This window comes from Salinispora vitiensis (assembly GCF_000378825.1).
GTDB lineage: Bacteria > Actinomycetota > Actinomycetes > Mycobacteriales > Micromonosporaceae > Micromonospora > Micromonospora vitiensis.
In genome coordinates this window covers 2,306,352-2,321,571 of sequence record NZ_KB900388.1, presented here as the reverse complement: position 1 = coordinate 2,321,571, position 15,220 = coordinate 2,306,352, and the positions used below count along the sequence as shown (strand labels likewise).

Here is a 15,220-nt window from a genome sequence, read left to right as displayed (position 1 = left end):
ACAGTGCCCCGACCGGGGTTCTGCCACTCGGTCGAGCCGTTAGTGTCGGGTAGGACGGTACGGAGAGCGAAGGGCTGCCATGACCGACATGCACATCCCGCCGACGCCGCTCCGGGCGATCGACGCCCGCGGTGGCGACAACATTGGCAACCTCGACGACTCGGTCTACAACCGGTTGCTCAAGGAGCGGATCATCTTCCTGGGTAGCGAGGTGACCGACCAGGTCGCCAACCGCATCTGCGCGCAGCTGCTGCTGCTCGCCGCGGAGGACCCGGACCGCGACATCAACCTCTGGATCAACTCGCCGGGCGGCTCGGTCTACTCGGGCATGGCGATCTACGACACGATGCAGTTCATTGACAACGACGTGTCCACGGTGGCGATGGGCATGGCGGCCTCAATGGGCCAGCTGCTGCTCTGCGCCGGTACCAAGGGCAAGCGGTACGCCCTGCCGCACGCCCGGATCATGATGCACCAGCCGTCGGGTGGCATGGGCGGCACCGCCTCGGACATCGCTATCCAGGCGGAGCAGATGCTCTACACCAAGCGGATGTTCCAGGAGCGGGTCGCCTTCCACACCGGCCAGACTCAGGCGGAGATCGAGGCGGACTCGGACCGGGATCGTTGGTTCACCGCCCAGGAGGCCATGGAGTACGGCTTCATCGACAAGGTGATCACCGGGGCCGCTCAGGTTCCGGAAGGCGCCGGGACCCTGAGCTGAGCGAGGAGCTGACGATGACCGACCTGAGCCTGCCGCCGCAGTTCGCGGCCGTGCACAACCGTTACGTCCTGCCGTCCTTCGTCGAGCGCACGTCGTACGGGGTTAAGGAGTCCAACCCGTACAACAAGCTCTTCGAGGATCGGATCATCTTCCTCGGGGTCCAGGTGGATGACGCGTCGGCCAACGACGTGATGGCCCAGCTGCTCACGCTGGAGGGCACGGACCCGGACCGCGACATCATCATGTACATCAACTCGCCGGGTGGTTCGTTCACGGCCATGACGGCGATCTACGACACCATGCAGTACGTCCGGCCGGATATCCAGACGGTCTGCCTGGGGCAGGCGGCCAGTGCGGCGGCGGTGTTGCTCTCGGCCGGCACGCCCGGTAAGCGGATGGCACTGCCGAATTCGCGGATCATCATCCACCAGCCTGCCACGGAGGGGGGCTACGGGCAGGGCTCGGACATCGAGATCCAGGCCCGGGAGATTCTGCGGATGCGTACCCAGCTGGAAGAGATGCTCTCCCGGCACTGTAACCAGCCGGTGGAGAAGGTCCGCAAGGACATCGACCGTGACAAGATTATGACGGCCGAGGAGTCCCGCGAGTACGGGCTGGTCGACACCATCCTCACCAGCCGTAAGAAGGGCTTGCTGGCCGCCAACGCCGCCAACTGAGCCGGATTGGGTCAGAGGTCGGCCGGGGGTAGCCTCGACCGACCTCTGACACACCCGTATTAGGGGTCGGAGAAACCCGCGCCAACGGGTAACGTCGGGTCTGTGCCGCTTCGCCGGTCGATCCGGCAGGTAGCTGAGATGGGCGGCGCGCGGTGTCCGGGAGCCATGGCCGGGTCACTGGCCGACGAGTGCAGGGAGACTGTAGGTGGCACGGATCGGTGACGGCGGCGACCTGCTGAAGTGCTCCTTCTGTGGGAAATCGCAGAAGCAGGTCAAGAAGCTTATCGCTGGTCCCGGTGTCTATATCTGCGACGAGTGCATCGATCTCTGTAACGAGATCATCGAAGAAGAGCTGGCCGAGTCGGGTGAAGTGAAGTGGGAAGAGCTTCCCAAGCCGATGGAGATCTGCCAGTTCCTCGACAATTACGTCGTGGGGCAGGCCCAGGCCAAGAAGGCTCTCGCCGTCGCGGTCTACAACCACTACAAGCGAATTCAGGCCGAGGCGGCCGGGGCGCCCAGCGTGGACAGCGTTGAGCTGGCCAAGTCCAACATCCTGCTGCTTGGCCCCACCGGGTGCGGCAAGACCCACCTGGCACAGACCCTGGCTCGGATGCTTAACGTGCCGTTCGCCATCGCCGATGCCACTGCCCTGACCGAGGCCGGGTACGTCGGGGAGGACGTGGAGAACATCCTCCTCAAGCTGATCCAGGCCGCCGACTACGACATCAAGCGCGCCGAGACCGGGATCATCTATATCGACGAGGTCGACAAGATCGCGCGCAAGTCGGAGAACCCGTCGATTACCCGCGACGTCTCCGGCGAGGGCGTGCAGCAGGCCCTCCTCAAGATGCTGGAAGGGACGGTTGCGAACGTTCCGCCCCAGGGCGGCCGCAAGCATCCGCATCAGGAGTTCATCCAGATCGACACCACCAACGTGCTCTTCATCTGCGGCGGTGCCTTTGCCGGGCTGGACCAGATCATCGAGGCGCGTACCGGTCACGGCGGCACGGGTTTCGGTGCCCGGCTGCGGGCGGTCTCGGAGCGTTCCACCGATGACACCTTCGGCCAGGTGATGCCGGAGGACATGCTGAAGTTCGGTCTGATCCCCGAGTTCATCGGTCGGCTTCCGGTGATCACCAACGTTCGCAGCCTCGACCGTGAGGCCCTGGTGCAGATCCTCACCGAGCCGCGTAATGCGCTCGTCCGGCAGTACCAGCGCCTCTTCGAGTTGGACGGCGTCGAGCTGGAGTTCGAGCAGTCGGCCCTGGAGGCGATCGCCGACCAGGCGATGCTCCGGGGGACCGGTGCCCGCGGCCTTCGCGCGATCATGGAGGAGGTTCTGCTCTCCGTGATGTACGAGGTGCCGAGCAACCCCGACGCGGCCCGCGTTTTGATCAATCGCGAAGTGGTGCTGGAGAACGTCAACCCGACGATTGTTCCGCGTGAGTTCACCACCCGCCGGGCGCGGCGGGAGCGCGAGGAGAAGTCGGCGTGACCGGGTTGGTCCGTCCGGGGGGCTGGCCCAGCCTGCAAGGCCCTCCCGCCACCTCGCTGTTGCCAACTTTGCCGCGGCCGTAGTCCTGCTCCTGTTCCGCTGACTCCCCTGCCCGTAACCTGGGTCCATGCGAGTCGCGGTCTGCCAGTTGAACGCCCGGGAGGACCGAGGGTCAAATCTGGCAGCCGCCGAGGCCCTGCTGGAGCGGGCAGCGGCCGGCGGTGCCGATCTGGCGATCCTCCCTGAGTACGTCGACTATCTCGGCCCGGCCGCCGGGCAACCGGTCGCGGAGCCGGTCGACGGGGAGGTCGGGACCTTCTTCTCCGGCGCGGCGCAGCGGCTCGGTATCTGGGTCGTGGTTGGCTCGCTTCACGAGCGGGGCCCGGATCCGGAGCATTCGTACAACACCTGCCTGGTCTTCGATCGCTCCGGGACGCTCGCCGCCACCTATCGCAAGATCCACCTGTACGACGTGGAGATTCCCGGTCGGGTGTCGTATCTGGAGTCAGCCACGGTCGCCGCCGGCGTGCAGCCGGTCGTCGTTGACGTGGAGGGCCTTCGGGTTGGGCTGTCGATTTGCTACGACCTCCGTTTTCCCGAGCTCTATCGTCAGCTCGCTACGGAAGGTGCGGCGGAGCTACTCCTTGTACCAGCAGCTTTCATGTTGCACACGGGGCGGGACCACTGGGAGGTGCTGTTGCGTGCCCGGGCCATCGAGAACCAGTGCTTCGTCGCGGCTGCCGCCCAGACGGGGGACCACGAGCCGAGCCGTACTTGCTTCGGGCGCAGCATGGTGATAGATCCCTGGGGGACGGTGCTCGCCCAGGTGCCGGACGGTTCTGGGCTAGCGATTGTCGACCTCGACCTGAAGCGGCTGCGGACGGTCCGGGCCGAGTTGCCGAGCCTGGCCAACCGTCGTCTCCAGTTTCCCTGAGCCCGGTGCAACGGTCGAGCTGCAGGCGGCGAACGGCTTGTCGTCGGAGCCGTTGTCGTCGAATTTGTCCTCAGCCTTGCAGGAGGACCCCGATTGTTGCGAGGCCGACGATGGCGGCGGCGGTGACCAGAAGCGCCGTTGTCATTCGCGAAGGTCCCCGGCGGGCCAGCCGGCCGACCGACAGGACCAAGACGACGAGTACGAAGGCACCGATGACGAGCTGCCAGAACGGTAGGAGCAGCCCGAGCAGCGCCTCCTCGGCCAGCACCGGGGTCGCTGTCAGCTCGGCCATGCAGACACTCTCCCACGGATGAGCGGTTCCGGTCGTCTGCACGGGGTTGAGTGGTGGTGGCGGAGGTGGCAGCCGTCGGCTGGTGTCAGTGATGGATCTTGATTTGCCTTCTGCGGGGTGACCGCGTAACTTTCTCTTTGCACGCGGGAAGCCGGGCAAACCGGCAGAGAGCGGGTACCAGGACCGTGGCGATACCGCCGAGCGGGGCTGGAGCGCGGGCGGTGTGAAGCGCTTCCGGAGACGGAGTTGCAATCACGAAGCCGACCGGGTAGAGTACTGAAGCCGGCAGGAGCCGGGCGGATAGCCGCGAAGCGGATGTCGGCCGGTCTGTCGATTCCCACAACAGTAACGACCGCCAAGCTGGCGTGCGTGATTGTGGGCCGGCTAAGCCGAGTTTGTCGCCTGAATAGTCAGGTTGACGATCGCGGAATGGTCCGGGTAGTTTAGAGCGGTTGCCTCCGGAGGGGCCCTGGTTTGGGGTTCTGATGGTGTGTGGTTGTTCTTTGAGAACTCAACAGGGTGTTTGGAAAGCCAGTGCCGTTTTGGTCTGGGTTGGCCTGCTGTTTGGTGGGTTGGCTTGGGCTTGAATTTGGCAGCAAATTGTTTTTTGTTGCTGGGATTTTCTTCAAGTTTTTGTTGGAGAGTTTGATCCTGGCTCAGGACGAACGCTGGCGGCGTGCTTAACACATGCAAGTCGAGCGGAAAGGCCCTTCGGGGTACTCGAGCGGCGAACGGGTGAGTAACACGTGAGTAACCTGCCCCAGGCTTTGGGATAACCCCGGGAAACCGGGGCTAATACCGGATATTACTGGCTGCCGCATGGTGGTTGGTGGAAAGATTTTTCGGCTTGGGATGGACTCGCGGCCTATCAGCTTGTTGGTGGGGTAATGGCCTACCAAGGCGGCGACGGGTAGCCGGCCTGAGAGGGCGACCGGCCACACTGGGACTGAGACACGGCCCAGACTCCTACGGGAGGCAGCAGTGGGGAATCTTGCACAATGGGCGGAAGCCTGATGCAGCGACGCCGCGTGAGGGATGACGGCCTTCGGGTTGTAAACCTCTTTCAGCAGGGACGAAGCGTTTGTGACGGTACCTGCAGAAGAAGCGCCGGCCAACTACGTGCCAGCAGCCGCGGTAAGACGTAGGGCGCGAGCGTTGTCCGGATTTATTGGGCGTAAAGAGCTCGTAGGCGGCTTGTCGCGTCGACTGTGAAAACCCGTGGCTCAACTGCGGGCTTGCAGTCGATACGGGCAGGCTAGAGTTCGGTAGGGGAGACTGGAATTCCTGGTGTAGCGGTGAAATGCGCAGATATCAGGAGGAACACCGGTGGCGAAGGCGGGTCTCTGGGCCGATACTGACGCTGAGGAGCGAAAGCGTGGGGAGCGAACAGGATTAGATACCCTGGTAGTCCACGCTGTAAACGTTGGGCGCTAGGTGTGGGGGGCCTCTCCGGTTCTCTGTGCCGCAGCTAACGCATTAAGCGCCCCGCCTGGGGAGTACGGCCGCAAGGCTAAAACTCAAAGGAATTGACGGGGGCCCGCACAAGCGGCGGAGCATGCGGATTAATTCGATGCAACGCGAAGAACCTTACCTGGGTTTGACATCGCCGGAAATCCTTCAGAGATGGGGGGTCCTTCGGGGCCGGTGACAGGTGGTGCATGGCTGTCGTCAGCTCGTGTCGTGAGATGTTGGGTTAAGTCCCGCAACGAGCGCAACCCTTGTTCGATGTTGCCAGCGCGTTATGGCGGGGACTCATCGAAGACTGCCGGGGTCAACTCGGAGGAAGGTGGGGATGACGTCAAGTCATCATGCCCCTTATGTCCAGGGCTTCACGCATGCTACAATGGCCGGTACAATGGGCTGCGATACCGTGAGGTGGAGCGAATCCCAAAAAGCCGGTCTCAGTTCGGATCGGGGTCTGCAACTCGACCCCGTGAAGTCGGAGTCGCTAGTAATCGCAGATCAGCAACGCTGCGGTGAATACGTTCCCGGGCCTTGTACACACCGCCCGTCACGTCACGAAAGTCGGCAACACCCGAAGCCGGTGGCCTAACCCTTGTGGGGGGAGCCGTCGAAGGTGGGGCTGGCGATTGGGACGAAGTCGTAACAAGGTAGCCGTACCGGAAGGTGCGGCTGGATCACCTCCTTTCTAAGGAGCGCCATCCGTCGAAGGGCGGTATGGAGCCTCGGTTGCCTGTGTTGGGTGATGGGGTGCTCATTGGTCGGAGACACTGGCTAGTCAGTTTTGGCAGCGGTTTGATGCTCTTGTACACGCTCTCTTCGGGGGGTGGTTGGAAGGGGTTGATGATGCGGCTGGGGTTGGCGTTGGACACCCTGTTGGGTCCTGAAGGAATGACCGTGTGGTTGTTTCTTGGGCCGTTGTTCCTGTGATGTTGCCGTTTGGTGGTGTTGCGGGGGTGGCGGTGTTGCCTGGCGTGGCTTGTCTCGTATACCGGATGCTGGTTTTGCCTCTTTTGGGGGTGGGGTTGGTGTTGCTGGTGCGGGGTGGTGGTTGCGGGTTGGTTGTTTGTTGAGAATTACACAGTGGACGCGAGCATCTTTGTGGTCAAGTTGTCAAGGGCGAACGGTGGATGCCTTGGCACCAGGAGCCGATGAAGGACGTGGGAGGCCGCGATAGGCCTGGGGGAGTTGTCAACCGAGCTGTGATCCCAGGATGTCCGAATGGGGAAACCCGGCATCAGTCATGTGATGTCACCTGCACCTGAACTCATAGGGTGTATGGGGGGAACGCGGGGAAGTGAAACATCTCAGTACCCGTAGGAAGAGAAAACAATTGTGATTCCGTGAGTAGTGGCGAGCGAAAGCGGATTGAGGCTAAACCGGCTGCGTGTGATACCTGTCAGGGGTTGCGTGGTTGGGGTTGTGGGACCCTGCGGCACGGGCTGACACTCGTGTGGGGAGTTATAAAGCTGGTGGTTAGTTGAACAGTCTGGAATGGCTGACCGTAGACGGTGAAAGTCCGGTAGGTGAAAACTGCCAGTCTCCTGTGGGTGTTCCCGAGTAGCGGCGGACTCCTGTAATCTGCCGTGAATCTGCCAGGACCATCTGGTAAGCCTAAATACTTCCTGGTGACCGATAGCGGATAGTACCGTGAGGGAATGGTGAAAAGTACCCCGGGAGGGGAGTGAAATAGTACCTGAAACCGTTCGCCTACAATCCGTCGGAGCCTTTAGGGGTGACGGCGTGCCTTTTGAAGAATGAGCCTGCGAGTTAGTGGCATGTGGCGAGGTTAACCCGGGTGGGGGAGCCGTAGCGAAAGCGAGTCTGAATAGGGCGTTAGAGTCGCGTGTCCTAGACCCGAAGCGGAGTGATCTAGCCATGGGCAGGCTGAAGCGTGGGTAAGACTGCGTGGAGGGCCGAACCCACCAACGTTGAAAAGTTGGGGGATGACCTGTGGTTAGGGGTGAAAGGCCAATCAAACTCCGTGATAGCTGGTTCTCCCCGAAATGCATTTAGGTGCAGCGTCGTGTGTTTCTTGCCGGAGGTAGAGCACTGGATGGTCTAGGGGGCCTACAAGCTTACCGAAATCAGCCAAACTCCGAATGCCGGTAAGTGAGAGCGCGGCAGTGAGACTGCGGGGGATAAGCTTCGTAGTCGAGAGGGAAACAGCCCAGATCACCAGCTAAGGCCCCTAAGCGTGTGCTAAGTGGAAAAGGATGTGGGGTCGCATAGACAACCAGGAGGTTGGCTTAGAAGCAGCCATCCTTGAAAGAGTGCGTAATAGCTCACTGGTCAAGTGGTTCCGCGCCGACAATGTAGCGGGGCTCAAGCACACCGCCGAAGCTGTGGCATTCACGCGTGTACTTCGCATGGCCTTTGGGTTGTGTGTAGGTGTGTGGATGGGTAGGGGAGCGTCGTGCCGGGGGTGAAGCAGCCGAGTGATCGAGTTGTGGACGCGGTGCGAGTGAGAATGCAGGCATGAGTAGCGAATGAAGGGTGAGAAACCCTTCCGCCGGATGACCAAGGGTTCCAGGGCCAGGTTAATCCGCCCTGGGTGAGTCGGGGCCTAAGGCGAGGCCGAGAGGCGTAGTCGATGGATAACGGGTTGATATTCCCGTACCCGCGAAGGAGCGTCCCTGATGAACCTCGTTGTGCTAACCATCCGAGCTTGGTGTGGTCTTCGGACTGTGCTGGGGGAGCGTGGGAACCTGGCGGGTAGTAGTCAAGCGATGGGGTGACGCAGGAAGGTAGCTGAGCCCGGCCGGTGGTTGTGCCGGGGTAAGCGTGTAGGCTGTGTCGTAGGTAAATCCGCGGCGCGTGTGGCTGAGACGTGATGCCGAGCCGATTCAGGTGAAGTCAGTGATCCTATGCTGTCGAGAAAAGCCTCTAGCGAGTTCCGAGCGGCCCGTACCCTAAACCGACACAGGTGGTCAGGTAGAGAATACCAAGGCGATCGGGTGAACTGTGGTTAAGGAACTCGGCAAATTGCCCCCGTAACTTTGGGAGAAGGGGGGCCGGAGACGTGAAGGCACGTGCTGCTGGAGCGTTGTATGGCCGCAGAGAGCAGGGGGAAGCGACTGTTTACTAAAAACACAGGTCCATGCGAAGAAGTAATTCGATGTATATGGACTGACGCCTGCCCGGTGCTGGAACGTTAAGGGGACCTGTTAGTCTTTCGGGGCGAAGCGGAGAACTTAAGCGCCAGTAAACGGCGGTGGTAACTATAACCATCCTAAGGTAGCGAAATTCCTTGTCGGGTAAGTTCCGACCTGCACGAATGGCGTAACGACTTCCCCACTGTCTCAACCACAGGCCCGGCGAAATTGCATTACGAGTAAAGATGCTCGTTACGCGCGGCAGGACGGAAAGACCCCGGGACCTTTACTATAGCTTGACATTGGTATCCGAATTAGCTTGTGTAGGATAGGTGGGAGCCGGTGAAGTGTGCACGCCAGTGCATGTGGAGGCAATCTTGAAATACCACTCTGGTTGGTTTGGGTATCTAACTTCGGACCGTTATCCGGTTCAGGGACAGTGTCTGGTGGGTAGTTTAACTGGGGCGGTTGCCTCCTAAAGGGTAACGGAGGCGCCCAAAGGTTCCCTCAGCCTGGTTGGCAATCAGGTGTTGAGTGTAAGTGCACAAGGGAGCTTGACTGTGAGACTGACGGGTCGAGCAGGGACGAAAGTCGGGACTAGTGATCCGGCACTGGCGAATGGAAGCGGTGTCGCTCAACGGATAAAAGGTACCCCGGGGATAACAGGCTGATCTTCCCCAAGAGTCCATATCGACGGGATGGTTTGGCACCTCGATGTCGGCTCGTCGCATCCTGGGGCTGTAGCAGGTCCCAAGGGTTGGGCTGTTCGCCCATTAAAGCGGTACGCGAGCTGGGTTTAGAACGTCGTGAGACAGTTCGGTCCCTATCCGCCGTGCGCGTAGGATACTTGAGAAGGGCTGTCCCTAGTACGAGAGGACCGGGACGGACGAACCTCTGGTGTGCCAGTTGTCCCGCCAGGGGCACGGCTGGTTAGCTACGTTCGGAAGGGATAACCGCTGAAAGCATCTAAGCGGGAAGCCTGCTTCAAGATGAGGTATCCCATCCACCTTTGGTGGGGTAAGGCCCCCAGCTAGACGACTGGGTTGATAGGCCGGAAATGTAAGCTCGGTAACGGGTTCAGTTGACCGGTACTAATAGGCCGAGGACTTGACTACTAAGTTGCTACGCGTCCACTGTGTAACTCTTGGCAAACAAACATTGCCTGTGGTGTTGGGTGTGTTTGATATGTCGATAAGTGTTACGGCGGTCATGGCGGAGGGGAAACGCCCGGTTACATTCCGAACCCGGAAGCTAAGCCCTCCAGCGCCGATGGTACTGCACTCGGGAGGGTGTGGGAGAGTAGGACACCGCCGGGCAAAACTTCAGTTAAGGGCCGACCCTACCCGGGTCGGCCCTTAACGCATTTCCCGCCCTTAACGCATTTCCCGCGGGGTTCACAGCACCTGGCAACAGCGCCGTCGGCGCAGCCCTCTCGATCAGCGGGTCTGCATCTCGTTGCGCATTTTCCGGAACAGCTCAGCGGCGTCTTCCACCGGATGATCCGGAAACAGGCCCATCACCACGCTTCCGTGGTCTGCCCAGCCGCACACGGTGAAGTCCCCGCCCGTACCGCCGCTGGTGCCACACTTCAGCACACCACCAAGTGGGCCCGGGGAGAGGCTCCGCAGCCCGCTGACCTGACCAGTTTCGTCGGCCATCAGCCCGAACAGACTGTCCAGGTCGCGTTCGGGCTGCCAGAGCAGCGTGGTGCCGCCAAAGACGAGCACCGGCCGGCGCTCGCCCGTCGGATCCCGGTAGACGGTGCCGAAGCTTTGGTCCAACTCAATGCCGGCCGCGAACCCGTTCCGGAGATAGTCGGCCGTACTGCGGGCCGGCTCGCTGTCGTCCCGAGTCAACCCGGCCACCTGCGCTGGGCTGGTTACCGTGGCGTCCTGCTGCTGGAAGATGCGCCAACCCACCGCGCCGAAGGTTCCCGCGCCAGCGAGCCCCACGGCTGCCGCCACCAGCCAGGCCACCCGGCGGCGACGAGCTCGGACGCCCGCTCGGTTGGGCTTCGGCGCCGGCTCCTCGCCGTCGAGTCGGATTGGCTCGTCGGTCAGGTCGACTGGCTCGGGAGCCCCGTCGACGGCGCGCTCACTGAGGTGCCCGTTGGACATAACCGACACCGTACGCGAAGCCCTGGTGGCGCACGTAAGGTCCGCGGAAGCTCTCCGTAGACTTCCAGGGGTGACCGAGAGACTGGATGCCCAACGCCCCGACGCCCCGACCCTTGCCGGCCAGTACCTGCCGGGCGAGGTGGAGCAGCGACGGTACGAGCAGTGGGTAGCCGGCGGACACTTCCGCGCCTCCACGGAGAGCGACAAGCCTCCGTACACCATCGTCATTCCGCCGCCGAACGTCACCGGCTCGCTGCACATGGGGCACGCGCTGGACCACACGATGCAGGATGCTCTGGTCCGGCGGAAGCGCATGCAGGGCTACGAGACGCTCTGGCTGCCCGGGATGGATCATGCCGGAATCGCCACCCAGAACGTCGTGGAACGGCAGTTGGGCGAGCAGGGCCTGTCCCGGCATGACCTCGGCCGCGAGGCGTTCGTGGAACGGGTCTGGCAGTGGAAGGCCGAGTCCGGGGGCGCCATTCTCGGGCAGATGCGCCGCCTCGGCGACTCCGTCGACTGGGAGCGGGAGCGCTTCACCATGGACGCGGGCCTGTCGCGGGCCGTCCAAACCATGTTCAAGGCGCTGTACGACGACGGGTTGATCTACCGGGCCGAGCGGATCATCAACTGGTGCCCGCGCTGCCTCACCGCGCTGTCGGACATCGAGGTGGAGCACACGGACGACGACGGTGAGCTGGTGTCGATCCGATACAGCGACGAGGTCGTGGTGGCCACCACCCGGGCGGAGACGATGCTCGGTGACACCGCCGTCGCGGTGCATCCCGAGGACGAGCGCTACCAGCACCTGATCGGCACCGAGGTGGAGCTGCCGCTGACCGGTCGGTGCATTCCGATCGTCGGGGACGAACACGTTGACCCGACCTTCGGCACCGGCATGGTGAAGGTGACCCCGGCGCACGACCCGAACGACTTCGAGATCGGTCAGCGGCACGACCTGCCGTCCCACACGATCATGGACGAGCGGGGGGTTATCACCGCGCCCGGGCCGTTCGCGGGCCTGGACCGCTACGAGGCGCGTCCCGCCATCGTCGCCGCCCTGCGGGAACAGGGCCGGATCGTGGCAGAGAAGCGCCCGTACCCGCATGCGGTCGGTCACTGCTCGCGTTGCCGTACGACGGTGGAGCCCCGCCTGTCGCTGCAGTGGTTCATCAACACCTCGCCGTTGGCCAAGGCGGCTGGTGACGCGGTGCGGGACGGACGGGTGCGGATTGAGCCGGCGGAGCTGGCCAAGCGGTACTTCGCCTGGGTCGACAACATGCACGACTGGTGTATCTCCCGCCAGCTGTGGTGGGGGCACCGCATCCCGGTCTGGTACGGCCCGGCCGGTGAGGTCGTCTGCGTCGGTCCGGACGAGGCGCCACCGGCCGGCGACGGCTGGCGCCAAGACGAAGATGTCCTGGACACCTGGTTCTCCAGCGGGTTGTGGCCGTTCTCCACCCTCGGCTGGCCGGAGCAGACTCCGGAGCTGGCCAAGTTCTACCCGACGAGCGTCCTGGTCACCGGCTACGACATTCTCTTCTTCTGGGTCGCCCGGATGATGATGTTCGGCCTCTACGCGATGGACGGCCGGCAGCCCTTCGATGTGGTCGCGCTGCACGGCATGGTCCGCGACGAGCACGGCAAGAAGATGTCGAAGTCGTTCGGCAACGTGGTTGATCCGCTGGACTGGATTGATCGGTTCGGCGCCGATGCCACCCGGTTCACCCTGGCCCGTGGTGCGAACCCCGGCGGGGACGTCGCCGTCAGCGAAGAGTGGTGCCAGGGCTCCCGCAACTTCTGCAACAAGCTCTGGAACGCGACCCGGTTCGCCTTGTTGAACGGCGCGCACACCCGGGGGGCGCTACCGCCGGCGACGGAGCTGTCAACAGTTGACCGGTGGATTCTTTCCCGGCTCGCGCGCGTCACCGCGGAGGCGGACGAGCAGTTCGAGGCGTACGAGTTCGCAAAGGTTTGTGATCTGCTGTACCACTTCGCGTGGGATGAGGTCTGCGACTGGTACGTGGAGCTGACCAAGCCACTCCTGGCGGCCGGCGGTCCGGCCGCGGACGTCACTCGGCGCGTCCTCGGGCAGGTGCTGGACCAACTGCTGCGGCTGCTGCACCCGGTCATCCCGTTCCTCACCGACGAGTTGTGGATCGCCCTGACCGGCGGTGAGACGGTCATGACGGCAGCCTGGCCGGCCGCCGACCGGGCGTTGGTGGACGCTGCCGCGGAGACGGAGATCGCCGCGCTCCAGCGGGTGGTCACCGAGATCCGGCGGTTCCGTTCCGACCAGGGGCTGCGTCCGACCCAGCGGGTCGTGGCCCGGCTCGACGGATTGGCCGGTGCCGGCATTGCCGGGCACGAACCGTTGATCCGGTCGCTGGTGCGCCTCGACGCGGCGGGGACGGACTTCCAGGCCAGCGCCACGCTGACCCTGCCCGGTGAGGTGGGTGTCGCGCTGGACACCCGCGGGTCGATCGACGTGGCGGCCGAGCGGGCGCGGTTGACCAAGGACCGGGCGGCGGCGGCGAAGGAGGCCGGACAGGCCCGGACCAAGCTCGACAACCCGGCGTTCGTGGGGAAGGCGCCCGAGCCGGTGGTGCAGAAGATCCGCGACCGGCTCGCGTCCGCCGAGGCGGACCTGGTGCGCATCGACGCAGCTTTGGAGGCCCTCTCCTCATGAGCGAGCAGACTGACTTCGCTGCCGTCGAGGCGGAGCTCGCCACTCGGGGGTTCACCCGGATGGTCTTCGAGCTGGACCGGATCGAGATGCTGCTGGATCTGCTCGGGAGCCCACAGCGGGCGTACCCGTCGATCCACCTCACCGGCACCAACGGAAAGACGTCGACAGCTCGCATGATCGACTCGCTGCTGCGGGCGTTCGGGCTGCGCACCGGGCGGTACACCAGCCCACACCTGGAGACCGTCCGCGAGCGGATCAGCCTGGATGGCGAGCCGGTGGACGAACAGCGGTTCCTCGCGACCTACCGCGAGGTGGCGCCGCTGGCCCAACTCGTTGACCAGCGGTCCGCGGAGCCCCTGACCTACTTCGACCTGACCACGGCGCTGGCCTTCGCCACCTTCGCTGACGCGCCGGTGGATGTCGCCGTCGTCGAGGTGGGCCTCGGTGGTGCGGAGGACTCGACCAACGTCCTTCAGGCCGGTGTCACGGTGTTGACTCCGATCGGGCTCGACCACACCGAGTGGCTCGGCGACACGATCTCCGACATCGCGCTCCACAAGGCGGGCATCATCCACAAGGGCGCGACGGTGATCTCGGCCGGGCAGGAGGAGGAGGCGGCGCGTCCGGTGCTCGAGCGCTGCGCCGAGGTCGGTGCGACGATCGCCCGAGAGGGCGCCGAGTTCGGCGTATTGCGTCGGGCCGTCGCGGTCGGCGGCCAGGTGCTCACCCTGCAGGGGCTCGGCGGGCAGTACGAGGAGCTCTTCGTCCCGTTGCACGGTGCCCACCAGGCGCAGAACGCCGCCGTGGCGCTCGCGGCCGTGGAGGCGTTCCTCGGCGCGGGTGCGCGCCGCCAGCTGGACGTCGAGACGGTCCGGGAGGGGTTCGCCGCGGTGAGCTCGCCGGGGCGGTTGGAGCGGGTCCGTACCGCGCCGACCGTGCTGCTCGACGGCGCACACAACCCGCAGGGCATGGCGGCCACGGTCACCGCGCTGCAGGAGGAGTTCGCGTTCAGCAAACTGGTCGCCGTCCTCGGTGTCCTCGGTGACAAGGACGCGTCCAGCCTGCTCGAACTGCTGGAGCCGGTGGTTGACCAGCTGGTGGTCACCCGAAACAGCTCGCCGCGGGCGATGCCCACCCGGGAGCTGGCGACGCTCGCCGTCGACGTTTTCGGCCCGGACCGGGTGGTGGTGGCGGAGCAGATGCCGGACGCCATCGAGGCGGCGGTGGCGCTGGCCGAGCAGGATGTCCCCGGTGAGCTGGCCGGGGTCGGCGTACTCGTCACCGGTTCGGTGGTGACCGTGGCCGACGCCCGCCGGCTGTTGAAGCGATGACCGCCGCCGGGCGTCCCACCGGCTCCGGACCGACGGCGGGGCTTTCGAAGGGCTCCGCGTCGCCGCCGCGCCGCTCCGGGTTGCGGAATCCGCAGCGGGCGGTGGCCGGTCTCGGTGCCGGGCTCCTGAGCCTGGAAGCCCTGGTTCTGGTGCTGGCCATCCAGCCGATCCGGGTGGTCGGCGGCGGGCTGAGTGCCGCCGCGATCGCCGCGGTGGTGGCGCTGGCGGTGGTGGCGGTGCTGCTGGCCGGAATGATCCGTCGTGCCTGGGCCTGGCCGGCGGGGGTCGTTCTGCAGGGCGCGTTGCTGCTCGCCGGCGCGTTGCACTGGTCGCTGCTGGTGCTCGGGGTCATCTTCGCGTTGGTGTGGGCGTACGCCCTGCACGTGCGGCGGGTGATCCTCGGCTGAC

Annotated in this window: 9 protein-coding genes and 3 rRNA genes; 10 read left to right on the top strand and 2 right to left on the bottom strand. The window is 64.1% G+C overall.

The features are described from left to right. Positions 1-79 precede the first annotated feature (79 nt). The 4 genes from SALPAC2_RS0110680 (at position 80) to SALPAC2_RS0110665 (ending at position 3,827) form a co-directional block, all read left to right on the top strand. Positions 80-721, top strand: a complete 642-nt coding sequence (locus SALPAC2_RS0110680) for an ATP-dependent Clp protease proteolytic subunit (protein ID WP_018216647.1) — start codon at positions 80-82, stop codon at positions 719-721. Positions 722-735: 14 nt separating this feature from the next. After that, on the top strand, positions 736-1,398 hold the full coding sequence (locus SALPAC2_RS0110675; protein ID WP_018216646.1) for an ATP-dependent Clp protease proteolytic subunit: 663 nt from the start codon (positions 736-738) through the stop codon (positions 1,396-1,398). Between the two features lie 205 nt (positions 1,399-1,603). Further along, positions 1,604-2,893 (top strand): ATP-dependent Clp protease ATP-binding subunit ClpX, encoded by a 1,290-nt coding sequence (gene clpX, locus SALPAC2_RS0110670; protein ID WP_018216645.1) that lies wholly within the window; start codon positions 1,604-1,606, stop codon positions 2,891-2,893. A 127-nt stretch (positions 2,894-3,020) separates the two neighbouring features. Next, positions 3,021-3,827, top strand: coding sequence for a carbon-nitrogen hydrolase family protein (locus SALPAC2_RS0110665; protein ID WP_018216644.1), 807 nt, complete (start codon positions 3,021-3,023; stop codon positions 3,825-3,827). A gap of 70 nt (positions 3,828-3,897) precedes the next feature. On the opposite strand, the gene SALPAC2_RS0110660 is transcribed toward SALPAC2_RS0110665, so the two are convergent. Next, positions 3,898-4,119: a hypothetical protein gene (locus SALPAC2_RS0110660; RefSeq protein ID WP_018216643.1), complete on the bottom strand. Its 222-nt coding sequence runs from the start codon at positions 4,117-4,119 to the stop codon at positions 3,898-3,900. A 633-nt stretch (positions 4,120-4,752) separates the two neighbouring features. Here SALPAC2_RS0110660 and SALPAC2_RS0110655 point away from each other — a divergent pair. From SALPAC2_RS0110655 to rrf, 3 genes are all read left to right on the top strand, one after another. Next, a 16S ribosomal RNA gene (locus tag SALPAC2_RS0110655) occupies positions 4,753-6,268 on the top strand. Positions 6,269-6,683: 415 nt separating this feature from the next. After that, positions 6,684-9,790 (top strand): 23S ribosomal RNA (locus tag SALPAC2_RS0110645). A gap of 84 nt (positions 9,791-9,874) precedes the next feature. Continuing rightward, positions 9,875-9,991, top strand: a 5S ribosomal RNA gene (gene rrf / locus SALPAC2_RS0110640). Together the 16S, 23S and 5S rRNA genes form the textbook arrangement of a ribosomal RNA operon. Positions 9,992-10,111: 120 nt before the next feature. Here rrf and SALPAC2_RS0110635 read toward each other — a convergent pair. After that, positions 10,112-10,792 carry a hypothetical protein gene (locus SALPAC2_RS0110635; protein WP_018216642.1) on the bottom strand — a complete coding sequence of 227 codons (681 nt, stop codon included), beginning with the start codon at positions 10,790-10,792 and terminating at the stop codon, positions 10,112-10,114. 70 nt (positions 10,793-10,862) lie between these two features. Here SALPAC2_RS0110635 and SALPAC2_RS0110630 point away from each other — a divergent pair, with 70 nt between their 5' ends. From SALPAC2_RS0110630 to SALPAC2_RS0110620, 3 genes are read left to right on the top strand one after another with little or no spacing between them, the layout of a single operon-like run. After that, positions 10,863-13,481 carry a valine--tRNA ligase gene (locus SALPAC2_RS0110630; RefSeq protein ID WP_018216641.1) on the top strand — a complete coding sequence of 873 codons (2,619 nt, stop codon included), beginning with the start codon at positions 10,863-10,865 and terminating at the stop codon, positions 13,479-13,481. Next, positions 13,478-14,812, top strand: a complete 1,335-nt coding sequence (locus tag SALPAC2_RS0110625; RefSeq protein ID WP_018216640.1) for a bifunctional folylpolyglutamate synthase/dihydrofolate synthase — start codon at positions 13,478-13,480, stop codon at positions 14,810-14,812. The genes SALPAC2_RS0110630 and SALPAC2_RS0110625 overlap by 4 nt, the downstream gene beginning before the upstream one ends. Continuing rightward, positions 14,809-15,219: a DUF4233 domain-containing protein gene (locus tag SALPAC2_RS0110620; protein ID WP_018216639.1), complete on the top strand. Its 411-nt coding sequence runs from the start codon at positions 14,809-14,811 to the stop codon at positions 15,217-15,219. The genes SALPAC2_RS0110625 and SALPAC2_RS0110620 overlap by 4 nt, the downstream gene beginning before the upstream one ends. Position 15,220: the final 1 nt, after the last annotated feature.